The following is a 26,932-nucleotide window of genomic DNA, read 5'->3' on the forward strand; positions in this document are numbered from 1 at the left end:
CCATGGCTCGGCGTTTCACGGATGCGATCGGCCTGCTGAACGACCTGCTCAACCGCTTCGAGGCCGGGGCCGCAAGCCCGATCGGCCACCCGGACTACCCCGCTTTCCCATCAGTCGTCGCGGCAGACGCCTTCCTGAAACAGATCAGGGAAGCCGAAAGTGCCGGCGCGGTCTGCCTTGGTTGGGGGCGCGGCGCCATGCGCGACCAAGTGGCACATGTGCGGCTGGCCTCGGCGGAGATCCTATACCGATATCTCCGCCGTACCCCGGCGTCGCGCATCGCGGAGGACGCCGCCGTGCGGCTTGTCGCCGGGTCGGCGATGCACGAGTCTCTGAAGGACAGCGCGTCCCAAGTCGCCGAGGTATGGGGGCGAGGGAAAACGTGGCACGGTTTCTCTTCGTCCGATGTCGAGACACTGCGTGACGCGTTCGTTCTGGCCCAGGCCATCCTGGCCAACAAGCATCTTGGCGTCGACTACAAGACCTTCTCGAGACGAACGGTGGGGCACAGCAAAACGCTCGAACGGATCGAAGGTGCGGTCGTGCGGCTCCTGAGCGGCATCCTGGAGTTTCCGCCCGGTGCGCGGCCACGCGAGGCGCTCCGGGCAATCGGCCTTGAGCGCTTCGCACCGCCGCTGCTGATCGCGGGCAAGATCGACCTCGATGGAGCCGACCTTTCGGGAATCTCTCCGCTGTACCTCGGAATCACTCCCAAGGAAGCAGATCGTGTTCGGTTCCGGGAGCCGCCGGCCTACGTTCTAACGATCGAAAACTTCGCAAGCTTCAACCGGCACCTCGCCGAGGCGGACCCCGGCCGATTAGGAACGACCATGTATGTCGGCGGGTACCCCTCGCTTGCCACCCAGCAGGCGCTGCGGACAATCGCAGGAATCGTATCCGAACAGACGCCGATCTTTCATTGGTCGGACATCGATCCGGACGGCACCTGGATCTTCCACACCATCGAGCGCGCCGTCGATCGACCGATCCGCCCTCACCTCATGAGCGTCGAAGTTGCCGAGCGGTTGGGACAAGTGCCGTTCAAAAAATCGGCACCCGCTCGATGTCCAGAGGACTCCGGGATCGCAGCTCTGGCAGCGTACCTGGCCAAAGATGGAGCCAAGACACTCGAGCAGGAAGAACTCGATCCCGTCCTGCCAGAGTTTCATTAGAATATGCGCGCGGACCAATGCGGTATCGATCCGGATGAGCTTCTTCGGTCGACGATCTCCGTCGGCCGTTGTTCAACAACACCTGTTCCACAGAGCGAACGCCATGAGTAGGGCGGCTCCTTGCCGTGCTTCGGACAACGCCTCCGAAGCACCGCCTCCTTCCCCTCCAGAAGTGAAGAATGGGAATCTCTTACAACCGTGTCTTAGTCCGTTGATGCGACTACGGGGCCCCAGTCGGTCAATGATTTGTCGACAATCACCGAAACAAGACCACTCATGTTGGTGCCGCTCCATAAACGCGCGGCGTGGCAGATCGACACTTGATGTCTTCCTCGGCGGTGATGCCGACCTCGGCCTTCGCCGGGGTCCCAACGCCGCTGTACCTGGCCATGTCAGGAAGGGCGATTGTCAACTTGTTGCAAGATCAAGCGATTGGTCGATCGCGCTCGGCCTTCAAGCATCCGCCGTTCGAGGAGTAAACTAACTTTGTTATAGCGAGATTCGGCTCGCCTCGACGTGCTTAGCGTGGAGGCGCGGTCGATGGCTCGAGGTTCAGGCTGAAGCATCGCTCATGCTTGCAACGGGGGTCTGTTCGCCAAAAGCTGCAAGCGCAGTACAAGGAGGGCCGCGTAGACCGCCTTGCCGATCGACAGGCCAATCCAGATACCAACTGCGCCGAGGTCAGTTTTCAGACCGAGCACGTAACTGAGCGAAAGCCCAATCAGCCAGTAAGCGATGCCGGCAAAGAGGAGCGGCACGCGTGTATCCTTTAAGCCACGAAGGCTGCCAGCCGCGATGCTGTGGACGGCATCGGTCATGAAGAAGCTCGCGCCAACAAGGATAAGAGTTGCAGTCAGCTTGATCGTGCCGTCGGCGTTGCTGGCCGATTGGGCGACGAACAGCTCGGCGATTTCAAACCGAGCGCCGACCACCGCAATCGTAGCAATCGCTGCGATCAGAATTCCGAGCAGCATGGCGGCGGCACCTGCTCGCCTGATGCCGGATAGATCGTTGCGGCCGAGTGCGTGTCCGACGCGTACGCTCACCGCCATCCCGATGCAGAACGGAATCATGAAAAGGGCAGTTGCGACCTGGAAGGCAACCTGATGGGCGGCAACGGCCGTGGTGCTGATCACACCCATCAGAAGCGCCGTCGCAGAAAAAAGGCCTGATTCCATGAAAATTGCAACGGAAACCGGCGTCCCGATCACGATGAGCTGCCGCATCAATGGCCAATCGAACCGCCACAGATATCGCAGCACCTGGTAGTCGCGGAACGGGCGACACGTTGTGACGAACCAAATCCCGGCAAGGAAAGTCGCACTGTTCACAAGGCTGGTCGCAAGGCCGGCTCCGAATAAGTCAAGTTGCGGCAAGCCGAATTGGCCGGTGATCAACAGATAGGCCAGCAGTGCGTTGGTCGGGATGGCGGCGAGCGTGATCCACAACGCTGGGGTTGGGCAGTTGACCGCCGCCATGAAACTGCGGATCGCCAGGAACCACAATGCCGGCAAGATGCCCCAGGCCAGCCCGAACAGATATTGTTGAGCTAGTCGCGCGATGGCTGGTTCGTGGCCGAGCGCAAGCACAATTTGCTCGCCCTGCAGCGGCAAAACCATGATCGGCGCCCACAGAAGGATTGCAACCCATAGCCCCATGCGCACCGAGCGCCGTACCAGAGCTTCGTCCGCCGCACCACATGCTTGGGCCGCGAGCGGACCCACCGCCGAGATCACACCGGCTGCGAAGGTTACGCCGACCGACAAGATCATGCCGGCAAGCGCGGCTGCCGCCACTGCCTCAGTGCCGATATGGCCGATCCAGGCCAGATCCGTCGCCATCATCGCGATCTGTCCGACTTGCGTGAGCGCGATCGGGGTGGCGAGTGTTGCAGTTGCTGCGAGTTCGTCGGTGAGTTGATGGCAAGCCACCCATTTCGCCAACGGACGAGGCCGCGATGCGGGCGTTTTTTCTGCTGTCTTCCTCATGAACACGCTGCCCCGCATTGCGCGCTTCAGCTATCCTTTGCCCTCGCCGACACGACCTTATCGCTGCAGTCGCGTTCGCATCGTCGGTGTCATGGCCAGCTTAGCATGTTCTCAGACAGCAGCGCACCGCTCAAAAATGGTGAGAGCATTCTGGGTGACGTCCGCAAAATCTTCTCTCTATATTGACCGCTGAGCGCTGCTATGGCCCTCGTGGTTGCGGCTTTGGCTGTTTCGTTCAAAACGTCGGTTGTTTCAAACGCGACAAAGCACTGCGTGCAACTACGTGCTGCGGGAAAACCGACATCCTTTCTTCATAAAACGCTCAACCGGCATTGGCATGCCGATTGCTTGAAGATGCGACGAAACCGCTTGTGCGATGCTCGTTCAGCACCCGATCGAGGTATTGAGATGAAACTTGCCCGCTTGATCGATGGCAGAGGTCTCCTGATGCGCTTTCCAAACCGTGCGCCTGCGTCGCGTAACTCTGCCACCTTGGAATCGCGCTCCGGTCTGCCGGGCAGAACCTTATGAAAGGGCTCGCAACGAATGGTGGTCCTCAACAAGAACGCCAGCGTAAAGGCGTCCTCAGGACGTGCAGATGGTCAATGAGCTGATGCAGAACGATTGGGATCTTGAGAAGATACTCAGGCAACAGGACGGGCTCAAGGTCAAGCTGCTTCGCGCCCAATCGGTTGTCGCCGAATGTAAGGCAGGATTGGCGGATCTGGAGCGGAGGCTTGAGCGTCGAGCGGTCTCATCGTCGATCGATGAACCCCAGCGCAACTCTGCGGAAATACGTAACGCACGACCGCCGAAATCGCGAAGCGTCGATAATCCTGTTGAGCAAGATGCTGCCGTGGCGTTTTCGAGTCGATCATGGGACCCCTGAAAGCTGCCGCCGCGCGCGTTAACGGCGATAGGGTTTCCGCGATTGCGGTAAGGTTATCGCCGCTTTGTCCAATTAGCTTCGCAATGAGAAGATCACGCATTGATTCAAGCGAAGATGGTATCTTGAAATCGTCAGGCAAGAGAATGACGGTCAGCGGTTTGACCTGTTGATGTGTCCACGCTTGCTCAAAGACCCACGACTTCCCGTTACCATCTGCCCCCAGGATTGCGGCCACGGAGCCGTCCGGTTTGGCGAAGATGACGTCTGCAAGCTTCGCCCGAAGGGCAGGACGGTCCAGCACACCTGCTATCGACGTATCGTCTGGTGATAGGTTGGCTCTGTTATCTCAAACCACTTCCGTTAGCTGTATTGATTTTATCTTTGCAACAATCGCAACGCCCACCACAGGGGTGGTGAGGCAAGGACCAAAATGGCTGCAAATACGCAACCGGCCGCAATGTTGAACATCATAAACTTGCGCATGGCCACGCGGGCATTGACGGATATCTGAACGCATAGGTCTTCGAGATAGCGCTCGGTGACGCTGTGGTTCTCGCTAGGCTTATAGCGTTCGGTGACCCGCTCGTGATATCGGCCGACGGGAATGTCGGCGATGTGCTCCCAATAAAGAAGACTCTTTGCATCATCTGTCGACTGGTGGAAGCGCGCCAAAACCTGCGGAACGAATGAAAGAATGCAGATAAGTCCAGCAAGCGCAAAAAGGGGAAGAGCGACGCAGAAGGCGACGTTATAGCCGAGCGGAAGGGTGCTTTGGCCGGTCAGGAGATTGATAGAGCCGATGATCCAAGCCGAGGAAAACGTAAGCAGTGCGGCATTCTTCGTCTCCGCGAACTTAACGAAGTCGATATTGCGGCTGAGTTGCGTTGAGAGAGTCTTCTCAAATGCATCTTCTTGATCGTCTTTCATGGTCAACTATCAGGTTTTCAAATCTATAAGTGAGTAGCTTGTACTCCGGCCGCCGGCAGCGTCCTTCTTGAGGATGCCGTGGCCGACGAGTTCGTCGATGTCCCTCGCGGCGGTAGCCTGGGAGACTTTCGTAAGTATCGCCCATTTCGACGACGTAAGTTTCCCTTCGAATCCGTCGAAGAGGCGATTGAGCACCAGCCGCTGACGCTCATTAAGCTGCCGTGCTGCGTGAAGGTCCCAGAAGGCCGCCTTGCGGAGAATGTTGCCGAGAATGGTGTCCGCGCCATCGAAGGCGCGATCCAGGCAGTCGAGGAACCACGTTAGCCAGTCGGTGATGTCAAGACTACCCCTCTGGGTTCTCTCTAGGATGGCGTAGTACTCATTCCTCTCACGGCGGATTTGAGCGGACATGCTGTAGAACCTCTGCGCGCTCTGCTCCGATCTGGCGAGAGCGAGGTCGGCGATGGCGCGTGCTATGCGGCCGTTGCCATCCTCGAAGGGATGGATGGTTACAAACCAGAGGTGCGCAAGCGCAGCTTTCAAAACAGGGTCGATGCTGCTGGCGTTGCCGTTGAACCAATCAAGGAATGTCTGCATTTCCTTGTTCAGACGATCGGCGGGCGGCGCTTCATAGTGGACACGCTCGCGTCCAATGGGGCCCGAGACGACCTGCATCGGACCTGTTTCAGCAGTCCGCCACGCGCCGACAACAATCTTCCTCATACCGCTTCGCCCAGTGGGGAAGAGTGCGGCGTGCCATCCGAAGAGACGCTCGGCTGTGAGTTCGGCAGCATAGTGTTCAGTGGCGTCGAGGATCATTTCCACAACGCCTTCCACATGGCGATCCGCCGGAGCGAGGGCGCCGATGTCCATGCCAAGTCGGCGAGCAATGGATGACCGGACTTGGTGGCGATTCAGAACTTCGCCCTCGATCTCACTGGACTTCACCACGTCTTCAGTGAGGGTCTGGAGAGTTGCCTCGGCTTTGAGCGGGAACCCCAGGCGCTCCATCCGCCCGAGTAGGCGCCCCTGTTTGTGGCGCACAGACACCAAGCGATCGGCAATTTGCTGCAAGTTCCAACGGAAGGTCGGCCACTCCCCCAGCTTGTGAATATAGACCATAATCTCATCATTCTTTGCAGAGATTATGGGGCTTCATCTCGTCATCGGCAAGCCTATTCTCATCATTTTTTGACGAAAAAGAGAGGCGTAATCTCTACAGCCCGGAAATACGGGGAAAACTGCCGATTTTTCTTCCATGCATGTTCCGAAAGTTCCTCTTATGTTCTAAAATATACTCGCTGCGCGCGCAAGGGCAAAAATACCTTCGTGTTTACGGACATCAAAGCAGCGCTGCTACTGCCGGTTGTACCTCATGAGGTTCCGGTCATGCCGCGCCAAAACGGAGCACAGCAATGGCAGGCCGGAATTGGAATAAGGAGCGGGCCACAAAGCGGATTGATGCCAAGATCGACGGGCTTCCACTCAAGGCCATAGAGATCAAGGAGTACGTCCGCGACACGGACCTCTCAAATTTGTCGAACACGGTGGCGTACCGCGTCGACGGCGTGCACCTGTATGCCGATATTCTCAACGTCAAGGATATGCTGGCGGTCACCGACATTGAGGGTGAGACCTGCCACAAGCGCACGCTCCGGTTTCTGAACATGCACTACCGCGCGGCGCACCGGATTATCGCGCGTGTAGACGCCATCCTGGTCGACTTCCACAACCAGCGCCTCCACTCCGTGGTCGCCAAGCCTTACGATAACGAAGCCAAGCGCGTGCATCGGGCCGTGGCGACAGCGCAACTGGTCATCGACGTTTTGGCGCAAACTGGCGAAGACGCCGATCATCCTGCCGCCAAGGTGCGGGTCGGCATCGACACCGGCAAGGCCTTGGCGGTGAACAATGGCCGTCGCGGCCACCGCGAGCCGCTGTTCCTGGGCGAGCCAGCGAATTACGCGGCCAAGCGAGCTGGTGGAGGTACTGCAACGGGCATCTATCTGACCAACAAGGCGCGAAAAGCCATCGGGCTTTCGGAGGCCAGCAACGTAGACACCACGCCCCTGACGACCGCCGAGATCGCGACCAGCCAGAAAGAAGCCAAGCTCGAAGTCACTGCCACGGAGATCGTGAAGGAGTGGCAGGAAGATCTCAAGAACAACCCCATCGGGGCCTTCGAGTTTTCCGGGCATACGCCGCCGTATTCGACGCTCGATATCGAAGCGCTGTCCGCGAAGAACTCGCGCCGCCAGGATGCATGCACGGTCTATGGAGATCTGGACGGTTTCACCAACTATGTCGGTAACAACATCGCCACCGATGCTGGCGCGAAGCACGTCGTTCGCGCGCTCCACGTGTTGAGGGCCGAGCTTGATGCAGCGCTTCACGAGGATTTCAAGGGTGTGAAGGTCCGGTTCATCGGCGATTGCGTCCACGGCCTTCTGGTGGAGGGCACCGCGCAGACCACCGATGTGCAAGAGAGCATCAGCAACATGACCCTTTGTGCCGGTGGTATGCGGAGCAGCTTCAACCTGGCTCTTGCCCGCCTGAAGGCAAACGGTACCGATGCGTCCATCCTGGGCCTGGCCATCGGCTTTGATTTCGGGCCGATGAACGTCACGCGGCTCGGTATGAAGGGCGAACTCATCCGCTGCTCGGTGAGCCGTGGCGTGTTGGCGGCGGAGAAGGAGCAATCCCGCTGTGCCGCGACTGAAACCGCGATCGGACCGAACGCATATGCCAAGGCCTCGGAGCCGGTGCGCACGATCTTTGGTTCAGGCCGCAAACGCGCCGGTTTGGATTACGACACCGCTGTCAACGAGTTGTCGGCCAAGGGCGACAAGGCGGCAAAAGCCGCCAAAGCACTGTCAGCTGGATCGCTCCTGCAGCCTGCGGCCGCCGCGGCCCAGCCGTTCAGCTTTCCCAACCGGGCGACCGGACCGGCGACGCCGGGCGGCTTTGCTTGATGTGGTGGTATCTTTCCGATCTCGCCCGTTTCAAGAGCGAACGGCTAGGGCTTGACGCCCTGGCCGCCACCGCAGATTGGCTCACGCCGCTTGGGTGGCGGACCGACGAGGCCAAGAGATTGATTTTCGACGCCGACATCACGATCGGAAGCCGCACCTATCCAGTTTTTCTCAGCTATCCCGCGCATTTCCCCAACACACCTCCTTCGGTCTATCCGCGTGGTGAGCAGACCACTTTGTGGTCGAACCATCAGTTCGGTCCCGGTGGTGAGCTTTGCCTCGAATACCGCCCTGACAACTGGACCAGCGACGTCACTGGCGCGATGCTGCTGGAAAGCGCGCATCGCTTGCTCTTCATGGAAAATCCACCCGAAGGCAAGGCGGAGAGAGTACCTTCGGCGCACGAAGTATCGCTGGGCCAATCGCTGCGCACGCGTACGTTCCGACTGCTGATGACCCGCAAGCTGGCAGACTTCTTTGCGGAGATGCAGGCAGGCGAGATGCTCAAGGGCAACATGCTGGTGCATTACCGGCCTGAGAGCAACGTCTACATTGTCGACAAGGTCACAAAGAGCGATGGCGAGGTCTGGGTCAATCCTGACGTACCGCCGACCTTGAGCAGCGAAACCTACGAGCGCACGGTGCCGATTTTGCGGATTGCGAAAGACCAAGCGCTGCCACCGACCTCTAATCCGGCAGATTACAAGACCGCTATTGCGGCATTGGGGTTCGAAGAGAACGCGTCAATCATTGTGATCCTGAAAGGAAGCAAGGCGCATTGTTTCTGCGGAGCCGCCGAGTACGCCATCCAGTTTGCGACGATTCCGCAGGAGCCGGAGGTCCGGCGGCTGGACGACAGTCACGAACGATTGCGCGGCATGAGCGTCGCAGTGATCGGCTGCGGATCGTTGGGGAGCAAAGTTGCGACGATGCTCGCGCGTTCCGGGGTGGAAAACTTCTACCTCGTCGACGACGACCTGCTGCTGCCTGATAATCTGGTCAGGCACGACCTCGACTGGCGCGATGTCGGCACCCACAAGGTGGATGCTGTAACCCAGCGGATCAAAAACGTAAATCCGAACGCCAAAGTGTACGTCCGCAAGGTCCGTATGGCCGGTCAGGAAGCGAGCGGAAGTGCCGAGACCGCCATTACCTCGCTGCTTGCACGAGACCTCATTATCAACGCCACCGCCAATCCCAATGTCCACAACCTGGTTTCTGCCGTCGCGGAGTCCGCCGCGAAGCCCGTTGTCTGGGCGGAGGTGTACGGCGGAGGATTCGGCGGTCTGATCGCCCGCTACCGACCCGGCGTAGAGCCGTCACCTCAGCTCATGCGCCGCGCGATCGAGAACTGGTTTGCCGAGCGGAATTATCAGCCCAAGGCGGCGACCAAAGATTACGCGACCGGCGGCGAAGGTCAGCCGATGATCGCGGATGACGCCGATGTTACCAGCATCGCCGCCGCGACCGCGCGCTTTGCCATCGATACGCTCCTCGCCCGCGATCCATCTTACTTTCCTGTGCCGGTCTACGTGTTTGGGCTTGCTCCGGAAGAGGGACTGTTCACGCAAGCCTTTGAAACCTATCCCATTCCGATGCCGGAAGCCTCTCCGCTAGAGAAAGCAATGACGCTCTCGGCTGAGGAGGCGACTGCGGAGATCGTCGAGATTGCGAAGATATTCGACGTAAAATGAGAATGATCCTTCCTCATGCCGTCGTCAAAACGCTGGTTGCAGAGCTCAAGCGAGCTGGCGTTCGCGAGATCGGTGGAGTTCTTGTCGGTGAGCATGTCGGCGACGAGACGTTTCGGATCGCAGACTTATCGATCCAGCGCAGCGGGGGATCGGCGACCCATTTCGTGAGAGACCTGGACCACAACCGCGCTTTCCTGAACGAGTTCTTCGCGCGGACGGGGCACGACTACCAACGCTTCAACTATCTCGGCGAATGGCACTCCCATCCGTCGTTTGAGCCGCTGCCGAGCGTGCAAGACCAGAAGGCGATGCGCGACATCGTCGAAGACCCAGACGTCGGCGTCAATTTTGCGGTGCTGTTGATTGTCGCGCTTGCGCGCCGCTCGACGCTGCACCTCTCCGCGACGGCGTTCCGCGCACAAGCATCGCCGCTCGTCGTTGAAGTGGAAACTGAAAGCGAAGCCAACCCCGAGAGGGGCTGGTTCGTGCGGCTTATCGATCTTCTTCGATAGCGAAGGTGCGCACACCGAGCCGCTTCACGAGTTCGCGGATCGTTTCGCATACCGGCGCGATGCGCTCAGCGACGGTTGCGTCGTCGCCTGCCTGGTAGGGGACGAGGGTCAGGCCCTGGAGATCCGAGGGCAACTTCAGGTCTTTCACTCTCGGATGAACGAGGATGGTGCGGTACCGGCTCAACTTGCCCATGAAAAGTCCCAACTCGAAGAGCACGTTGTCACGCACTGTCGGTGCCCTTTTCCCGCGTGATTCCGAGATGTCGTCGGGCTCGGCGATGGCAACGGCAAAATCGGCCTCGCTCACCTGCTTCTCCAGAGCCTCAAGAGGGTAACCGCCCGCGAAAAAGACCCCGTCATCCCAAACAGTGCTGAATACCTCTTTCTCCAGTCCGGTGCGAAGCGCATGCGCGATTTTGAGCGCCTCGGATGACGACATGACGAAGAGCTTGGGGGCTTGGTTCGGGAGATAGATGGTCTTGTTGCGCTGATGCAGCCGCTTGGACAGCTCCTGGGCAATCGGCAGCCACACGCTGGGAAACTTCTCGCCGATCCCCATAAACGCCGCGCTGCTCAATTTGAGCGCCACCGCATGCTCAAGGACGGTGACCGTTGCCGAGCGCGGGAGTGATGCCTCGATGGCTGCCATCTCGCCAATGTGTTGCCCAGCTGAACGAATGGCGACCTGCGCGCCATTCACGACGACGGCCACGGTCCCGGCCACAAGCAGATAAATATTATTATCAACAGCATGTTGGACGATGATATTCTCGCCGGGGCTAAATTCGATAAGTTCTCCCGCGTCAGCCAGAGCCTTGGCGATGTCAAGCTGACCGCCTGCGAAATCCTGGCGGCGGAGCGAAGCAACGAGTTGAGGACGGTTCTGCTCTCCTTCAAATCGCTCTTTCATCGGCATCCCAATTTCATTTGAATACGTTGGTGCGGGCGGCAGGACTCGAACCGGCACAGGCCTTGCGGCCCCACGGATTCTTCGGCTTTCGCCGCCGCCTTCCGGCGTTCGTGGTCTGGACTACCCCTTCACCCTGGCGCTTGTCAGCTGCAGGTGCTGCCCGTTTAGTCTCTACACCTTCCCCTGGCGGGGGCTTGGCTCGGGATTGCCAGTAAAGGTTTCCCCGACTTTGAGCAGTTCTGCTCGTAGGGTTTCCCCCAGGGCACTCAATGGCTTAAGTCCGATGCGTCTACCAGTTCCGCCAAGCCCGCATCGGCCCATCTATACGGCGCATTTCGCCTAAGGCCAAGAGAATCCAACAGTTTTTGCACATCTCTTGAGCAGCTAGCGGAGCGTTTCCAGCTCGCCACGGTGGATTTCCACCACTTCCTTCTTCGGCGGCTTCTTCTTGCGGACGTTGATGGCACTGGCGTCCAGCACGTCCTTGAGGTGGGCGGCATAGTATTTCTCGATCATCTCGACGCTGGTCCGGCAGTATTTGGCCAGCATGTAGATGTCGGCGCCTTCCATGAGGCGGAAGCAGATGTAGGTGTGGCGCAGGCTGTAAAGGCTGCGGGGTCGTCCTTCCCGGTCGTCTTGAGACCCAGCTCGATCAGGATGCGGCTGAACATCGCGACTTGGGGAAGATCTTGTCCGTAGGCTGGGGTTTGTTTGCGCTTCTTCAAGCGCTCAAACACCGGCACGGCATTCCCCGTGCTCTTGCAGGAACCGTAACGGCAGTCATCCAAATTAGTGAGACGCCAGGAAGAGGGTATCCGGTGGCGAATGCGATCCGGTGCCGGCCGTAGCCTCGTCAGCTTCTCGAAAGCTTTCCCGAATACTCACTGACCCACTGATCCTGGACGAGAGGCTGGCGTGGATTCACGCGCAATTGTAGAGTCAAAAATGCCGAAATCCGGGACCGGTTGGGATGTGAGCAGGCTGACGTTACGAAGCTGTTGGATTTTCCGACTATCGCAGAACGCTTCGTCTTTTTCGCGCTCCAGGCAAGGTGCTACTGCTCGATCGCAAGGTCCAGGCGTCTGCTGCGTCGTATAAATGTCATCTTGCGCAGGCCAGTGACGCGCGCGGCGGCTCGATCGAGCCAGCGCTCAATACCACACACAAGGCACGCGGCAAGGATGCGCGTGACAAAGCACGAGCAGGTCAATGACAAAGCGTTTTCGCAGCTGGGCCCTATTATCCATACTCGCCTCCATGGTTGTCTGCCCCGCCGCAAAAGCGCAAGACCGCCGGACTATCGCCGAGCCTATTGCACCTGACACGGTCTGCGATCGCCCTGTGCCTTCCGGCAAGAACGATACAGTTAGCCTACAGGACTCCATTCAACATTGCCCCGATGGCGCTGCAGTTTATCTCGGGCGCGGCGAGTTTCACTCAGGTCCACTCGAGATGAAATCGGGCGTGACCTTATGGGTCGGACGCGGTGCGACACTGATCGCCATCCCCGAACCTGCTGCTTACGACAAGGGCCTCGGACAATGTGGTCGCATTGCGGAAAAGGGCGACGGTTGCCGGCCATTCATCAGCTTTTCTAAAACGCGCGGCGGCGGCATCTACGGAGAGGGGATCATCGATGGCCAGGGCGGCGCAATGATGGGCGGCGGCGCGGAAACGTGGTGGCAGCTAGCCCGCCGCGCCCAAGCCCAGGGCGGCAATCAGAACGCCCCTCGCTTGATCCAGGTCGATCATGCGCAGGACATCACGTTCTCTGGTGTCACCTTGCGCAACGCTGCCAATTTTCATGTCGCGATGAACCGGGTTGAAGGTGCCACGTTTTGGGGCATCACGATCGATTCGCCGGCGGATGCCCGCAACACCGATGGCATCGATCTTGGCGCCAGTCAGGATGTGACCATCACCCACAGCTTAATCCGTACGGGTGACGACAACGTCGCAATCAAGGCCGGCGATAATGGCTCGAGCAGCCATATCTCGATTATTGATAATTATTTCGGGTGGGGGCATGGCATGTCGATCGGCAGCGAGGTGAATTCCGGGGCCAGAGACATATTGGTGCGTAATCTGACGCTGGATGGTACGACGTCGGGCCTGCGCATCAAGAGCGATGTTAGTCGAGGCGGTGTGGTCGAAGGCGTGACCTATGAGTACGTGTGCCTGAGAGGCAACCGGTGGCCGCTAGCTTTCGATACAAAATATGATCCGCGCGCTCAAGGCACGAGAATTCCGGTCTATCGGCAAATCGTTCTCCGTCATGTGCATGGCGACACTGGTGTGCTGCTGATGCGCGGCGTAGACGAGCGGCATGCACTGGACGTGACACTCGAAGATGTTCGATTTGCCAATTCGGCGACTTGGCAACTGGAACATGCGAAGGTCACCGCAAATCACTCTGACGTATGGCCTCCGCTGCCCGGACGGGCTACACAACCGCTGCTGCGGGGATCGGAGGTATGTTCCAGGGCATTCCGCGACGGCAATCAGTAAGCACTACACCCGGCGCCGAACTCAGGTGGTGAGTTCCGCATCTGGGGCCAAGATTATTGGTGCTGACGAAGCTCGGCCTCATGTCCCGAGTTGGTTGCAATTGGTCGACGGTTTTGCAGGGCCGAAAATGCCAAGGTGACTGATTTGGCGATGAAAATCTCGTGTCGATGCGCGGCGGCTATTCCGCTGAGAAACGAAGTGTGAGATCACATGCGAATTTTCATTTCCGCCGCTGCACTTCTGGCGGGATGTTTCTGCATCTCGGCAGCGTACGCTCAGGCACTATCGGTGTCGCATGCCGGAACTGCAGACTATCACTCCGTGCAGCAAGCCATCGACGCGTTGCCGGCGGAAGGCGGAAATATCCGGATCGCGCCGGGCGTCTATCGCGAGAAGGTCAAAATCTCCAAATCCGGTATTCATATCGAAGGGACTGGCAGGAAGCCGGAGGATACGGTCATTGTGTATGGCGACGGCGCGATCAATGTAAAAGGAACCGCCCATTCGGCCACGCTGGATGCCGCCGGCGATGACTTCCGGCTCGAGAATCTGACCATCCAGAACGACTACGCCCTCGATCCGGCCAATCCACCCTCGCAGGCGGTAGCGCTGTCCGTTACCGGAGATAGGGACGTCATTACGCGCGTCCGTCTGCTCGGCGCCCAGGACACGCTGTTTGCGGGCAAGGGATCAAACGGCAGAATGTCACGACAATACTTCTCGAACTGCTACATCGAAGGGCATGTCGATTTCATATTTGGCAACGCCAAGGCCTGGTTCCGGCAATGTGAGCTGCACGGCGTCGCCAATCAAGCGGTCATCTATACCGCTCAGAGCAAGGCAACGCCGGATGAGGACAGTGGCTATGTTTTTGATCATTGCAGGCTGAGTGCCGACCCTGATGCTCGCTACATCGCACTTGGCCGCCCCTGGCGTCCCTACGCCACCGTGGTCTTCCTTTCGGCGAAGATAGATGCCCCCGTGATTGCGGAAGGGTGGCGCGAATGGACCCCCGGCAAGACCAATACGTTGAGGACAAGCTATTATGCTGAATACAGATCCTCCGGCGTCGGGGCCAACCCCTCAGGCCGCGAGCCTCACTCCCATCAACTGACAGATGGCGAAGCTGCGAGATGGTCGCTGAGCGTGTTCTTCGGGGGTGTCACAGATTGGCTGCCAAAGAACCATCAGGATCGAACAAAGAGCAACGTTCACGGTGAAGGGGTTCGATGGCGATCCTCGGATGAATGACGGGAGGAGAGCCTGATTGTGATGGAGAGTCTTGTACAGCAACCCAACTGCCGCCGGAGTCACACCGACAGAAGGGGCAGGCGCGACGATCTCATCGGTTCGCGGTCCGCCCACAGCGCCCGCTCCACTTCGCAGATCATCTTGTCCGTTTTCGGCGGATCAGTGTCGGCAAGCTCTACGGACCGTCACGTCAGCACCGTCGTCATCGCTCGGGAACGGCTGATTTCTTGCTCAGCGCCTTGCGCAGATCTCCGGAAAACGAAGTGCGCTGATGCTTCGCGGCCATCTTCGTTCGGCCAGTGATGGTCAGGCCCCTCGTAGCTCAGCCAGCAGCCGGCGCCTCGATCAGCCGATACGCGCCGTGCAAGTACGGTGGAGTTCGGCGTTCTTCCAAGCCGGCTCCGGAGCCGTACAAACGCGCGTATCGACTTCCGATTTCGACAATTTGCCCGTATCCATGCGGCCCTCCGATAGCAGCCGACGAGCATCCGCCTCATCGCGAGATCGGCCATCGTCGCTTTCGGGAAACATCCGCTGGAATGAGTCGAGCAGCGTCGGTTTCTAGATTGGCGCTGCGCATGACGTGAAGGCTCTCGGGCACGAACCGGCGCACCAGAGGGAAACTGTAGCAGGAATTAACAGCCTCCGAAGCAAGGTGGCTTCATAGGGTGAGGCCGTGATCATTGAGCACCTTGTCTCTTAGAGCGCCCTTGATCTCACGGGCGATCTCTTTGCGAACTGCGGCACCCAACTCTCGCTTGGCATCCTCGACGAGGTCGGCTTCAACCCCGCTCAAGTGTTCGTGGGCGAGCTGTTGCTCCAGTCGGCTGTCGAACTCCTTTCCCATCGCAGCAATGAGCTGGTCCTGCGTCCTGGCGTGGTCCTCCGGTGCGATGCGACGCACCACGTCGTCCCAAGGTTGCCAGTCCACAGCCAAATAGTCGGCGAATTCCGCCGCCTCCCTGTTCCGCACGGATGTCTCTGCGCTGTCAACATCAGCGTCGGTGACGCCGGAGACCTCAAAGAAGCGCATGTCCGGCGCGACGTGTTGTAGTCCCAGCCGCTCGCGTAGCTTGTTCTGATAAGCAAGAAAGACCTCAACGGCGTCGATGTCTTCGACGTTGTTGCCCGAACCCAGCGAGTGAACCTTCTCGCGCGCAATCCCCTCCAGGGCGTCTAGGCGGAACATGACGCGCCCCAGATCGACGAGATCGGGAAGCCGGGCCTTATTGTCATAGACGCCGTTCTCGACTTCCGCGATGAGGCGGGCGGTCTGCATACCGTTCCAGGTTAATGTTCTGCGATCCTCGCAGGTCTGGTTGGCGTCCCATGCCAGTTGAAAGTACTGCGCACGCAATTGCGGGTTTTTTGCCGCCTGCCGCAGATCATTGGCCACCGATTGCCGGAATCCTTCATTGCCAGCGTTGACGGAGTCGAACAGCTTGCCGAGGAAAAGCCCGTATTCCCGAGCGCCCGGCTCTTCTGCAAAGTTCTGCCAAGCGGCAAGCACCTCCCCATCGCCCTCCTGTGGATTTGCCTTGAGCCATTCTGCAACTGTTTCAGCGAGCGCATCGTCCTGTTCATCGTCTGTCTCGGACGCTTCACTTTCAACGTCGCGCGAAAGATGGACAGTCGGACCGACAAAACCCTCCGCGCTTAGGACTGTACTCAGGTTCGTCAGCACCTGCTCAGATAGCGGATTATCAGTCAGAACTATGGTGGCAGCAGCGCCGAAGCCCGTCAGCAGGTCCTCAGGCAAACTCGTCAAATGGTTTTGGCTTACGTCGAGAAACGCGAGCGAAGCTGGGAGAGCCGGCGGCAGATCCGTCAGTTGATTTTGGCTTACGTCGAGAAACTCGAGCATAGCAGGCAGTGCCACCGGCAGGCTCGTCAACTGATTGTGGCTGACGTGAAGAAATTGGAGCGAAGCAGGGAGGGGTTCGGGTAGGTTCAGTAACCGATTGTAGTTGGCGCCAAGAAATTGGAGCCCGGCAGGCAGGACGGCAGGTAGGCTCGCCAGCCGGTTGGAGGTCACCTCGAGGCCTCTGAGCCCGCTCGGGAGCGCGGGCAGGCTGCTCAGCTGATTGCCACTGACATCAAGACGCTGGAGCGAAGCCGGGAGTTCGTCAGGCAGATTAGTAAGCCGATTCAAGGGCACGTCGAGCACGACGATTTCGCTTGGAAGTCTGGGCAGACTGGTAAGGGACAGTGACTCGAGATTCAGTATGCCGTCTTCACCCAGAGCATTTACCCGCCTTGCCGCTTCGTCCCGGTCCTCAAGGGGGCCCACGTGCGGTTCAGCAGCCCAATTCTCGAGCGCCTCGTCTTGTTCGGCCGCCGCATGGGTTGAATGCCCGGAGTTTGCTGCGAAGCCCGTCACGAAAGCATCCCATTGTGCCGCCCCCCGCCTTCCGCCCCCTCTTGTTGGGAAGACGCAGAAGGAATGCCTCCGCCGCGCCGAATCTGTCCTGCCTCAAAAGGATCCATTCCACTCCCCTTACGACACTGAGCCAACCCAGCCCGTGACAACACGCATCTGGACCTAGGACATTTATCTTTCGACAAGCTGACAGCCCTATCGCCGTAAGGGCAGCGGTGGCACCGAAGTCGGCATAAGTCGGTACAACGATTTGGAGCAAGAAAATGATCGCGGTCGCGGGTGGTTATGTCCCGTCTTCGCACTAACTCCCGCGCCCAGCGCGCCGATGGTGAAATATCTCAACGATGGGCAATGAAGCCTTCTCGGCCGAGTGCGTAAAAGACGAAGAGCGGCAGTCGCTCGAACGCTCAACTCCGCGGCGGTCCTTTCACCTGCTAATGCAATCTGTGCCACGCTGGTCTTTGCCACTGGTGATAAACCGAGCGACTTGGGTGTTCTGCAGCGAGGCTCGTCAGCTAATCGACAGGTGAGCGTGCTAGCGGCAGAACGCTTTCGCGTTGGCGGCCCTCCGGATCTGTCCGCCCAACAAAATGGCAGCAAACGTTGCAGCAGCATCGATCCACTCGCCGACTCCAACTCGTGTGAAGCTGTACCGCTTCGACCAGGAGTGGGTCGCCCCAACCGCTCGCTCGAATGACTAATGACTATTGCGGCAGCGGGCAACCTCCTGCTTCGTAGCCTTGCGCAGCGGCAGGCGTATTCTTCAAGTTTCCGACGACGCAGAAAGATGATGGACACAGGACAGGCACAGCGGAGCGCAGGTTCCGCCCCGGACACTTTTGAAGAAGCGGAGCGGGAAAGCTACCTCGGCGGCTTCAACCGTGCCCTGGCGAATTTGGTCGAAGGATTGACAGGGTATCGGACCCCGGCCTCCGCGCGCGCGCGAATCCTGGACGACTGGGTTGCCGAAGAGGGGCAGGGCGAAGCCGAAAACAGGCGACACGGGCGCTCGCGAATCATGGCTGCGGAGAACATGCGCTCGCACTCGGTCGATGTGTCATCCCTGTCCTTGACCGCTTTGCCCGACGCCCTAGCGCCGAGACTCCTGAACCTCCGCGCCATGCACAACGAACTAGGCAGCCTGCCCGCTAGCCTCCCACCTGGTCTCCACGAACTTTTTATTAGCCACAACCGTTTGACCAGTTTGCCGGACGTTCTTCCGGCGAGCCTCTATCGCTTAGAGGTGAGCGATAACAGGTTAACGAGTCTCCCAGATAGCCTCCCGGCGGAGCTGGGGATCCTGAACGCAAACAACAACCGACTGAGTAGGCTGCCCGAAGCTCTCCCGAGCAGCCTCATCTCGCTCACGGTTAGTGGCAATCAGCTGACCGAACTCCCCGAGTCCCTCCCAGGGGATCTCGTTGAACTCGATGTCAGCAGCAATCAATTGGCCAATCTCCCGGAAACCCTTCCGAGCTGGCTTCAATCGATCGATGTCAGCGGTAATCGGCTGACCAGCCTGCCTGAGGATCTGCTACCGGGGAGTTTGAGCCGTCCGCTGCTGAACGTCGAGTCCGGTAATAACCCATTCCCGGACGAGGTCCGCGCTCACCTCGCGGCACCCCATCTCGGGCAGCTGCCTCTGTACGAGGCTGCCGCGCACTGGCTCGGGGATGATCCGACGGCGCTGGCCGAATGGCAGCACTTTGCGGATGAGCCTGGCGCCCAGGCCTACGCCCGGTTCCTAGATCGGCTACGCGGCACCGTCAACTATGGCAGTGACGAGTTTCGGCGGGCCGTGGCGGATGATCTGCGGCAGGCGGCGACCAATCCGAGATTACGCGAACAGTTTTTCACACAGGCTTCAGAGGCCAACGCGAGCTGCGAGGATCGCGTTACTCTGCACTGGAACGGTATGCGGACCGCGCGCCTTAATGCTGACGTCGAGGAGGGGGTTTATGATGATAGGCTCGCTGAATTGATCCACCGCGGCCGCGTTGCATTCCGCCTGGACGCGCTAGACGGGATCGCGCGCGACAGGGTCAACGCGCTCGTGACCCTCGACCCGGGCGTAGACGATGTGGAGGTCTACCTGGCTTATCAACATCTTCTGCGCGAGCCTCTGGAGCTGATTCACGTCGCCCCTGACATGCGCTTTCTGACGGTTTCTCACGTGACATCCGATGATGCGGCGCGCGCACTGGAGTTGGTTCGCGAGCAAGAGTCGAACCAGTTTACTGACTACATGGCAACCCGCTGGCAACCCTGGGAGACGGTGCTGAGGCGAATTGCTCCTGGCGAATATGAAGCGATGCAAGACCGGCTCGTCGAAGCCATGGACGAGGAGTTTCAAACCCGCTTGAACCAGCGACTGGCCGAGCATGGCCTTTTAGGCGATCCGGACGCCGAGCGGGTGCTCGGAGCTCAAGTCCGAAACGGGCTCGCCAGCGAGATTAAACGCGAGGTCATGCACCGTGTGCTGGCCGAGCGTTGCGGTCTCGAACTATGAGGTCGCAACCGCCTTAGGGATGTTTATCATTGCCCTGCGGCTGCGGCAAAGATTGATGATGAAGTCTCGCCAATCGTCGCCAAGGGCTTTCGCATGTCGAAAGTGTGCTGCCGTCGATCCGCCCCTTTCGGTCTTGCCGAGCGATCGAAAACTCGCGCGTAAGACGAGGCGTATGCGCGTCCGCCCGGAAGTCCCATCGGGACGAGAGCTCCGTCAGTCGATAGTGGTTGAGGTGACCAAGAGGGCGCAGAGCTGAATCATCGCTTCCGTAAGCGCTGCCGCAGCGAACCAGCTCGCTTTGGCGAGGGAGCAACGTTCAAGGCAAAGTGGCCGGGAACAATCCGACCTCAAATAGACCTGTGACTGCACGATAAGCCTTGCGACCCTCAGTCACAGACTGCGGCCGATTGAAGTCGGCGAATGAAGCCTGCCGGATCTCCATTCGTCGAGTCGGCTTGCCAAGCTGATAGTCGCGCAAGAGGTGGAAGTCGAAGGTACGAGAGAACGCCTGCCGGCATCTGCGCCAAGAAAAAGCCTTCGTGATCACCAAAAAGGGCGCAAGATAACAAGCTTAGCGCCAAAGCTGTGCGAAGGACGAGAGGATGCTCGTCACGCATATTGGAGTCTGGTCGCGGCTGAGTGAGCCCGGCCGTGATGCTTGAATTTCTCGCACGATCGACAGGGCGTCCCACCGGTCTTATCAGTTACGAATTTCGTCGATTGGAACAGGCCTGTGAAGAGGTGCGAAAAAGTGCCCCGTCCTGTCGCCAGGGTGCGAGGCCGTTAATCGCGAAGCAATGTCCTCATCTCGTCAGCTTTCCGAAAGGTTGCGGCTACAACAATCGGCAACCTTTTTCTTGCTAGACGATCTGCTACCAGGCCGTACCGATTGCTGTATGGCTTATATAAACATGAGGAGAGCAGGGTGGATCCGGTTGACCCATTCTTCGATTCAGGAGCCTGGATGCGGGAGTACGCCGCGCTGCAGGGGCGGACCGCGCAGCGCGGGGACAACTTAAGTGAGCACGGTGATTTTGAACGGCAGCTGGAGAATTTGCATCTCGATCCCTCTGATGAGAGCAAGTCAAGTTCGCCTGATCGTGCTCCCAAAGCAGACGGGCGAGCAGTCGGGCGGGAGGATTTCGGCGGGTCAATGCGGGTGCCGCCGCCCTCGGCTTTTAGAGAGAGTGCGCTGGGCGACAGGCGCCGGAGCGTAGACATTCCCGGCTTCCCGCCTCTCGCCTCGGCGCAAGTGCCGCAGTCTAGTTTGCGAGATGATCTGTTTAGCAGCGCACGCTACGGCTTTCCGTATGCAGATTCTACCGCGTCGGCCAAGAGCGGAAAAAGCGGCGGATTATGGTCACGCTTCAAGTCGGGAGTCGGCAAGGCTTTTGGCGGGAGCAGCAGCGAAAAGTCCTCGCGCGACGCGGGACAAGCGGACGCCCTTTCCACGAATCTTCGCATTGACTACGCTAGGCAGCCGGGCCGGACGCGCGGGGCGCCTGTCCCTGAGGCGGACGAGGTGCTGATAAAAGATTTCAGAAACAAGGCGGCGGGTAACCTCACCGACGGCACGATCAAGAATGCGGCAGCCGATCTGCGCCATTTGAGCGTGCGCCTGAGCACGGCCGGCAGGCCCTCAATTGCGGATCGAATTCGCCGCGAATTGGAAAACGCGCAGCAGGACAACCCGCAGGTGGAAAACGAGCAGCTGGAAGCTGAACTCGATCAGGATGTCGATACCTACGCAAAGGACCGCAGCACGCGCATCAAGGCGGCCTTGAAGAAGCTCCGTGAGGTCGGTGCCGGAAACGCCCTGACGCCTGATCTCCGCCGACTGGCTCCTCACGGCGCGGACGCAACCCTCATCGGCATGTGGGCGGCGGCGGAAAAGGCGACACACAGGATCGACCCGAAGACGATCGACAGGCAAGCTCGCCGTATGTCTAGGCTGAGTGAGTGGCTGCAGACGAATAACAGGCCACCGATGGCCGGCCGACTTTCCACCCCCGCGCTTGTCCGGGATGTCGAGGAGTACAGGCGCGAAACCAAGGATAAGAAGATCAACGCTGATCTGGTCAAGCTTGGCCAATACGAGCAAATCCTGGAGGCGAACAGGGCGCTTGGAATCCGGCCTCCTGAGGATCCGGGCCAGCCTTCTTGGGAAGCCGCTCGACAGCCGCATGCACTGCAGGATCCTCCCGCAACGCGGGCTAGCCCGAGCGCGGGAGCCTGGGATTGGCGTGGCGAGCAGGTCCACGGGCTCAACATATTGATGCCACCGCCGCCCAGCCATTGGCAGGCCGGTTCGTCGCAGCAGCTTCCCGCAACCCCGGCGACGCCGAGCGCGGGAGCCTGGAACTGGCTTGGCGAGCAGATCCACGGACCCGCCTCACCAGAGCCAGCGCCGTACTGGGCCGCGCAAGCGCATCCGCCACTCGAGCTTCCTGCTACACCGGCCACCCCCAGCCAGGGAGCCTGGGCCTGGCTGGGGCAACAGATGCAAGACCCCGCATCGCCCTCGTCCGTAAGGCCTCGATCGTCAAACATCTACGGCGGTCTCGACTCCTTCGTTGATCTGGATCCACCCACACCCCACGACTTGCGTGACGACGCGCGCTCTGCGCCAGCATCTGAATTTGCAGCCGCTTCGTCGTTCGCAGGACCGCCGGGGGCGGCTCCGGAGCTGCGGGATATAGGAGCGATCGTTGGCGCCGGCTGGCGCCACGGCTCCCAGGCGGCTTCAGACGTGTTGATCGATGTATTGGGCAATATCCATCTGCTGCCAAACCAGTTCGGGCCAAGTCAGTTTGTGATCAATGGGGAGCGCTATTCGGCGACGCTTGGACCGGGAGGCCGCAGGGATGTTCGCCTGATCCACCATCCCCGCCTGAGCCAGCCGGATGAACCTGGCCCGTCTCAGTCGCTCCATCGTCCCCGGCCGATCGTGCCAGCGGCGCAATCCGGTGAGGGGCCCGTTGATCTTGGGTATCTGATCCGCGGGGGATGGGAGCACCGCGAGCGATTCCTGCCGGATTATCTTGTCCGCGCCCTCGACGGCCAGCGCATCATGCCCGAAGTTGGGCGCCCAACCTATTTCGAGATCCGCGGAGTGCCTTACAGGGGCGAATTGGTGGAAAGCGAGGGCCGCCAGCGCGTACGCATTTATCCTGAACGTGGCTGAAGAGGCAGCAGGACTGCAATCGGGCTTTCGGCGGGGCGGCTCGCGTAAGGCGTTCTATGCGAGGCCTTTGGCAGGCGATGGATCGGTTGCAGGGGCACGGCCCGTACCGTCCTGCCTTCTCTTTGTAGAATCTCTTCTACGAATTTGGTGCATGCCCGGACCTGCCTTCTGCATCCCTGATCCTTTCACATAGTCCGACAATTCTTGTCTTGAAAACGGCATACTACAGATCGAACGCATTCGTGATCGATGGAGCACCGCGCCGAGTGCAGGCGACGGACAAGCGCCAAGAACATGGCCACCAAACGAAAGTTTGCTGACGAAGGCGTTTCCTGATGGCGGCCCAAATTCCTCGGCGGGCGGGGTACTTCGCAACGCATCGCTTAAGCCTTCACGCGCAGCTCAGTATTGCGCTATGTAAAGTCTCCTCGCGCTGCGCTGCAAACACCTGGCCTGCTCGGGAGCAGAGTGCAAGGTCCCGCTGGACCGGGGAAGCCGGGAAAGCGAGCTTGGTGCGACAAAAATCGATAAACCATCGTATAGCTCGTTTCCCCCTTCCTTTCGGTCTTTATCGCACAGTCAGCTATTGGAGCGTAGACTCTCGGTGACAATTGTCTCCGCTGTCATCGGATATCTCGATTTCCATGCAAACAGACTACGCAACAGCGACGTGCCCTTAACAATAGGTGTTGGCCAACCCCAGCATGTATTCGGCTGGTTCGACAAGTGTGCCGAGATGTTGTATCATGCAACAGGAAAGGTTGTGCCTGAGACAGCGTACGATCGCGATCTCGCTTTGGACTTCATCAAAGGAATGCTCATCATTTTAGTGATCGTTGGTCACCTGATCCAATATATCCTCTACCAAAACGAAGGATTTTGGGATTCGGCATGCTTCAAATGGATCTACATGTTCCACATGCCCCTCTTTATGGCGATAAGCGGTTATCTTTCTTGCCGAGCGCTACTGGTAAAGTCGTTCACGCAAGCTGTCGGCGATCGTGCGACGCAGCTCCTGGTGCCGATGCTGTTTTGGTGCTCTCTTCTGGAGTCATTGAAGTTTACCGTGTTTCCCCGATCGACGGACGCACCAGGCACCGTTTTGCAGTTCCTAAATGAGTTCGTCGGCACATACTGGTTCGTCTGGGCCGCGTTCATTTGTTTCATTCTCACTAAAACTATTTCGATATTCAATCGTTGGTCGCCCTGGGCCTTGTTCGTATCCGTCATTCTGGTCGTGCTTGCACCTCTGACTTTTTCCATATTCCCTCTCATAAAGTATATGTACCCGTTTTTTTGCCTGGGATTCTTGTTTGCGCAATCGAGAGAACGGTGGACGAGTATAATGCGCTCTCACAGGCTGTTCTTGATTATGTCTGCCTCAATAGCGGCTCTGATGTGCTTTCTGGCCTGGCGCAACGACACTTATGTCTACAACAATCTCGCTTTGGTCCAGGATTTGCAGTCGGCAAAAAATGTGCTTCTGATGTTTCTCGGCTCCGCCGCTGCTTCAGCGGTCATGATTGAGGTCCTGCTTCGATCCTGGAATATTGGTCACTTAAATCGGGTGGTCCGCTTTATCGCCGCGAAACTGGGGCCGAGCACGCTTGTGCTGTACTTCGTTCAGGGTACGGTATTCCGTCTCATGGATTCCATACAGTATGGAGAACTTTGGGACCCCACAACGAGGTTCGCCGCGGCTTCATCTCTCGGGACAATGATTGTTGCCGTCGCGCTAGCGGTTCGCTGGAGCGTGGGCGACATTCCTTATCTATCCCAGCTCATGCTCGGAGTGCCACCCCGCTCACGTCGATGAGTAGCTGTAACCGAGATCTGATCGGGAGGCTCTCGCAAACCATCGTAGATCGCAGGGTGTGAACCTGCTGTCTACGCAAGGCGAGACAATCTGGAAAAATTGTCCCCGAAAATTTGGTCGTTGCCCCACGTAATTTGCTTCCCGCGAACGTCCAGCGCAGATGCGGCCGATCCCTTCAAGGGGATCGCGAAGCTCCTGTCCCATGCGTCACGATAACGTTGAAGCAGAACGGCGCTTGCGATGATCAGAAGAATATCAACGTAGACACCAACAGATTGAGCGCGTGTTCCGTTTGGGGCCTATGTGTGATGCTTGTCGGGTAATGAATGTATGATAGTCCGACGCTTGTATATATTCCCGGAGCGAGATGCGCGATGTATGTTCCCGTGACTGCTGTGCTATCGCGGTGCGCAAGCTGGCCTTTTGCCAGAGCAGCATCCACTGCAACCTTACTCCAGGTCGTGTTGGTCGCAACGAGAGCAACCAGATCACTGGGCCGGTTATCAAAAGGTCCCTTCGCATAAAGACGAAGCTCGTAATACCGGCTGATCCTGTTGCGCTCAGGTGGAGCTCCCATGACGGAGAAGCCGCCGTAGATGCCGCGAGACGGCGACCCAAGGGCGTCATTCTGCCAGAGCTGCCTGTCCGCAGCGATGTAGTGAAAATTATTTCCGCTCTCCCTTTGTTGCTTGGGATCCGCCAAATTCGTGTAGCGGCTACTGTTCAAACCGACGCCCGCCCGCAGCCACGTGTCGGGTACGCCGGGAGCAGCCTTGCTCTTGTAGCCGGCTTCTTCGACGAGAAGAATGCCTGCATTGGCCGTCCTCCACTTCAAGCCGGTGGGATTCTCGGTTATATGGGCATAGGCACCATCTGGACTGATTGAGCGCTGGACGGAGACCTTGTTGTACAGGCGACCGTCAAAATTGTACTTCAAATTGATCGCGGGCGTCGGCGCGGCATTGGTGCTCATCCCTGCCTGGAACAAGGCAGACATGTTCGATCCTGTAGTCCCTCCGAACAATGTACCGGTGAATTCATTCTGGTTTCTGAGGTAGCCAATTTTGAGCTCTAGTGTCCTGTCGAAGAAAGTCTGGTAGTAGGCGAGGGTATTGAGTCCCACTCGATCTGGCCCTGGGCGATCCCACGTCCAGTATTGCTGCTCGGCTCCTACGACAATCTGTCCGTCGGCAATGCCAAACCGGCTCAGATCGTAGGTGACGATCATGAGGTTCGCCGACGCGAAAGTCGGATTCTGGCCCATATAGAGCTGGTTTGCGATAGTGCTTCTGGCTGCATGCGGCAGCTGGTTGCTTGCCAAGGAGTTATGTGTCCACCCAATATAGCCGATGCCGACGTCCGCCAGCGCAGATCTAACGCCGCCCTTGTCCTGACCAACCGTATCTGCAGGACCAGGGATGGGAAACCACAGCCCTTTTTCGCGCAGATTGTCGTACCTTTTGAAGGGATCGACCATTTTTTGCGGTCTCGTCTGAGCAGCTCTGTCCGCATTGCCGCGCCTTTCGAAAGGCACACCGGGACCTGCTGCTGGCGCCGGGGCAGGAGGGCGGATTGCATGACGGACGAGGTCGATCGGGAGCTTGGCGGCCCGATCGGAAGCCTTTCCTCTTTTGCTGGCCTGATCCACAGGGTGGTTACTAGGATCAAGTCCGCTCGCGGTTTGTGCCAGTACGGAATTGCCGACCAGACAAGCCGCTAGCGAAAGTGCGCTAACAAGCCCAGATTGCTTTCCCCTTGGTCTTAAATTGAAAGAAAGTGCTGCCGTAGCCGAGTATGTCCGAGGCAAGGTCGCCGCAAGAAGGCAATCACGCATGACGTAGTTCGGGTCCATGTCTGCCGGCCATGAATAGCTTGAACTGCGCCCTGATTGGCCCAGGGTGGTTCCCGGCGGCGTGTGGCACGCGCCTGCTTCGACATCGTCATTGCGGAGTGCAGCGAAGCAATCCAGAATCCCTCCGCGGCGGAAGTCTGGATCGCTTCGTCGCCAGCGCTCCTCGCAATGACGGAGCAAGCGGCATCGCCGGCGTCCTTTCGCGTCCGAGGGTGAGGGGGACGAGCCAGAACTCGATCTATCCGAACAGAGCCACTGAGGCTTCCTGAACCTCTCAGCTCGCGGCGCGATGATGATCTGGTCCCAAACTTTGCTTGTGCATGACGCCGGTGCGCCGAGAGCCAGCGGAGGGCGCTGGCTCGCCAAAT

The 26,932-nt window shown here is 58.9% G+C and carries 17 protein-coding genes; 10 read left to right on the forward strand and 7 right to left on the reverse strand.

The genetic code is table 11. The features are described 5' to 3' along the window. Positions 1-2 precede the first annotated feature (2 nt). Complete coding sequence (locus ACRQ5Q_RS11000) at positions 3-1,172, forward strand: Wadjet anti-phage system protein JetD domain-containing protein (RefSeq protein WP_439397675.1); 1,170 nt, start codon at positions 3-5, stop codon at positions 1,170-1,172. 569 nt (positions 1,173-1,741) lie between these two features. Here ACRQ5Q_RS11000 and ACRQ5Q_RS11005 read toward each other — a convergent pair. Next, a complete protein-coding gene (locus ACRQ5Q_RS11005; RefSeq protein WP_439397677.1) occupies positions 1,742-3,160 on the reverse strand; it encodes an MATE family efflux transporter in 1,419 nt (472 codons plus the stop codon). 598 nt (positions 3,161-3,758) lie between these two features. Here ACRQ5Q_RS11005 and ACRQ5Q_RS11010 point away from each other — a divergent pair. After that, the gene (locus ACRQ5Q_RS11010; protein WP_439397679.1) at positions 3,759-4,049 is read left to right on the forward strand and encodes a hypothetical protein; all 291 of its coding nucleotides are present in this window, start codon (positions 3,759-3,761) and stop codon (positions 4,047-4,049) included. 375 nt (positions 4,050-4,424) lie between these two features. Here the strand turns inward: ACRQ5Q_RS11010 and ACRQ5Q_RS11015 are convergent, their stop codons facing one another. Together ACRQ5Q_RS11015 and ACRQ5Q_RS11020 are read right to left on the reverse strand one after the other, a co-directional pair. Then, complete coding sequence (locus ACRQ5Q_RS11015) at positions 4,425-4,976, reverse strand: Pycsar system effector family protein (protein ID WP_439397681.1); 552 nt, start codon at positions 4,974-4,976, stop codon at positions 4,425-4,427. A gap of 9 nt (positions 4,977-4,985) precedes the next feature. Then, complete coding sequence (locus tag ACRQ5Q_RS11020; protein ID WP_439397683.1) at positions 4,986-6,098, reverse strand: Fic family protein; 1,113 nt, start codon at positions 6,096-6,098, stop codon at positions 4,986-4,988. A gap of 293 nt (positions 6,099-6,391) precedes the next feature. Between ACRQ5Q_RS11020 and ACRQ5Q_RS11025 the strand changes: the two genes are divergently transcribed. Genes ACRQ5Q_RS11025 through ACRQ5Q_RS11035 form a run of 3 tightly spaced genes read left to right on the forward strand, consistent with a single transcriptional unit; the run spans position 6,392 to position 10,154 of the window. Further along, on the forward strand, positions 6,392-7,948 hold the full coding sequence (locus ACRQ5Q_RS11025) for a transcriptional regulator (protein WP_439397685.1): 1,557 nt from the start codon (positions 6,392-6,394) through the stop codon (positions 7,946-7,948). Next, positions 7,948-9,642: a ThiF family adenylyltransferase gene (locus tag ACRQ5Q_RS11030; RefSeq protein WP_439397687.1), complete on the forward strand. Its 1,695-nt coding sequence runs from the start codon at positions 7,948-7,950 to the stop codon at positions 9,640-9,642. Before ACRQ5Q_RS11025 ends, ACRQ5Q_RS11030 begins: the two co-directional genes overlap by 1 nt. After that, on the forward strand, positions 9,639-10,154 hold the full coding sequence (locus ACRQ5Q_RS11035) for a Mov34/MPN/PAD-1 family protein (RefSeq protein WP_439397689.1): 516 nt from the start codon (positions 9,639-9,641) through the stop codon (positions 10,152-10,154). Before ACRQ5Q_RS11030 ends, ACRQ5Q_RS11035 begins: the two co-directional genes overlap by 4 nt. On the opposite strand, the gene ACRQ5Q_RS11040 is transcribed toward ACRQ5Q_RS11035, so the two are convergent. After that, entirely contained in the window at positions 10,135-11,070 is a 936-nt protein-coding gene (locus ACRQ5Q_RS11040) for a TIR domain-containing protein (protein WP_439397691.1), read from the reverse strand. The genes ACRQ5Q_RS11035 and ACRQ5Q_RS11040 overlap by 20 nt on opposite strands. A 378-nt stretch (positions 11,071-11,448) precedes the next feature. Beyond that, positions 11,449-11,634: a hypothetical protein gene (locus tag ACRQ5Q_RS11045; RefSeq protein WP_439397692.1), complete on the reverse strand. Its 186-nt coding sequence runs from the start codon at positions 11,632-11,634 to the stop codon at positions 11,449-11,451. 639 nt (positions 11,635-12,273) lie between these two features. Between ACRQ5Q_RS11045 and ACRQ5Q_RS11050 the strand changes: the two genes are divergently transcribed. Further along, on the forward strand, positions 12,274-13,572 hold the full coding sequence (locus ACRQ5Q_RS11050; protein WP_439397694.1) for a glycoside hydrolase family 28 protein: 1,299 nt from the start codon (positions 12,274-12,276) through the stop codon (positions 13,570-13,572). 210 nt (positions 13,573-13,782) lie between these two features. Further along, positions 13,783-14,823 (forward strand): pectinesterase family protein, encoded by a 1,041-nt coding sequence (locus ACRQ5Q_RS11055; RefSeq protein WP_439397696.1) that lies wholly within the window; start codon positions 13,783-13,785, stop codon positions 14,821-14,823. Between the two features lie 661 nt (positions 14,824-15,484). Here ACRQ5Q_RS11055 and ACRQ5Q_RS11060 read toward each other — a convergent pair. Further along, on the reverse strand, positions 15,485-17,203 hold the full coding sequence (locus ACRQ5Q_RS11060; protein ID WP_439397697.1) for an NEL-type E3 ubiquitin ligase domain-containing protein: 1,719 nt from the start codon (positions 17,201-17,203) through the stop codon (positions 15,485-15,487). A gap of 790 nt (positions 17,204-17,993) precedes the next feature. Between ACRQ5Q_RS11060 and ACRQ5Q_RS11065 the strand changes: the two genes are divergently transcribed. The 3 genes from ACRQ5Q_RS11065 to nolL all read left to right on the forward strand — a co-directional run bounded on the left by ACRQ5Q_RS11065 (position 17,994) and on the right by nolL (position 24,712). Continuing rightward, positions 17,994-19,712 carry an NEL-type E3 ubiquitin ligase domain-containing protein gene (locus ACRQ5Q_RS11065; protein WP_439399773.1) on the forward strand — a complete coding sequence of 573 codons (1,719 nt, stop codon included), beginning with the start codon at positions 17,994-17,996 and terminating at the stop codon, positions 19,710-19,712. A 925-nt stretch (positions 19,713-20,637) separates the two neighbouring features. Continuing rightward, positions 20,638-22,896: a hypothetical protein gene (locus ACRQ5Q_RS11070; protein ID WP_439397699.1), complete on the forward strand. Its 2,259-nt coding sequence runs from the start codon at positions 20,638-20,640 to the stop codon at positions 22,894-22,896. 736 nt (positions 22,897-23,632) lie between these two features. Continuing rightward, complete coding sequence (gene nolL / locus ACRQ5Q_RS11075) at positions 23,633-24,712, forward strand: nodulation factor fucose acetyltransferase NolL (protein ID WP_439399775.1); 1,080 nt, start codon at positions 23,633-23,635, stop codon at positions 24,710-24,712. Positions 24,713-24,956: 244 nt separating this feature from the next. On the opposite strand, the gene ACRQ5Q_RS11080 is transcribed toward nolL, so the two are convergent. After that, positions 24,957-26,189: a carbohydrate porin gene (locus ACRQ5Q_RS11080; protein ID WP_439397701.1), complete on the reverse strand. Its 1,233-nt coding sequence runs from the start codon at positions 26,187-26,189 to the stop codon at positions 24,957-24,959. Between the last annotated feature and the right edge of the window lie 743 nt (positions 26,190-26,932).

The organism is Bradyrhizobium sp. PMVTL-01, from assembly GCF_051861855.1.
Taxonomy (GTDB): Bacteria; Pseudomonadota; Alphaproteobacteria; order Rhizobiales; family Xanthobacteraceae; genus Bradyrhizobium.

Coding starts and splice junctions, on each gene's coding strand:
- ACRQ5Q_RS11000 (WP_439397675.1), top strand. CDS start 3: ATGGCTCGGCGTTTCACGGATGCGATCGGCCTGCTGAACGACCTGCTC.
- ACRQ5Q_RS11005 (WP_439397677.1), bottom strand. CDS start 3,160: ATGAGGAAGACAGCAGAAAAAACGCCCGCATCGCGGCCTCGTCCGTTG.
- ACRQ5Q_RS11010 (WP_439397679.1), top strand. CDS start 3,759: ATGGTCAATGAGCTGATGCAGAACGATTGGGATCTTGAGAAGATACTC.
- ACRQ5Q_RS11015 (WP_439397681.1), bottom strand. CDS start 4,976: ATGAAAGACGATCAAGAAGATGCATTTGAGAAGACTCTCTCAACGCAA.
- ACRQ5Q_RS11020 (WP_439397683.1), bottom strand. CDS start 6,098: ATGGTCTATATTCACAAGCTGGGGGAGTGGCCGACCTTCCGTTGGAAC.
- ACRQ5Q_RS11025 (WP_439397685.1), top strand. CDS start 6,392: ATGGCAGGCCGGAATTGGAATAAGGAGCGGGCCACAAAGCGGATTGAT.
- ACRQ5Q_RS11030 (WP_439397687.1), top strand. CDS start 7,948: ATGTGGTGGTATCTTTCCGATCTCGCCCGTTTCAAGAGCGAACGGCTA.
- ACRQ5Q_RS11035 (WP_439397689.1), top strand. CDS start 9,639: ATGAGAATGATCCTTCCTCATGCCGTCGTCAAAACGCTGGTTGCAGAG.
- ACRQ5Q_RS11040 (WP_439397691.1), bottom strand. CDS start 11,070: ATGCCGATGAAAGAGCGATTTGAAGGAGAGCAGAACCGTCCTCAACTC.
- ACRQ5Q_RS11045 (WP_439397692.1), bottom strand. CDS start 11,634: ATGGAAGGCGCCGACATCTACATGCTGGCCAAATACTGCCGGACCAGC.
- ACRQ5Q_RS11050 (WP_439397694.1), top strand. CDS start 12,274: ATGACAAAGCGTTTTCGCAGCTGGGCCCTATTATCCATACTCGCCTCC.
- ACRQ5Q_RS11055 (WP_439397696.1), top strand. CDS start 13,783: ATGCGAATTTTCATTTCCGCCGCTGCACTTCTGGCGGGATGTTTCTGC.
- ACRQ5Q_RS11065 (WP_439399773.1), top strand. CDS start 17,994: ATGGACACAGGACAGGCACAGCGGAGCGCAGGTTCCGCCCCGGACACT.
- nolL (WP_439399775.1), top strand. CDS start 23,633: ATGTTGTATCATGCAACAGGAAAGGTTGTGCCTGAGACAGCGTACGAT.
- ACRQ5Q_RS11080 (WP_439397701.1), bottom strand. CDS start 26,189: ATGGTCGATCCCTTCAAAAGGTACGACAATCTGCGCGAAAAAGGGCTG.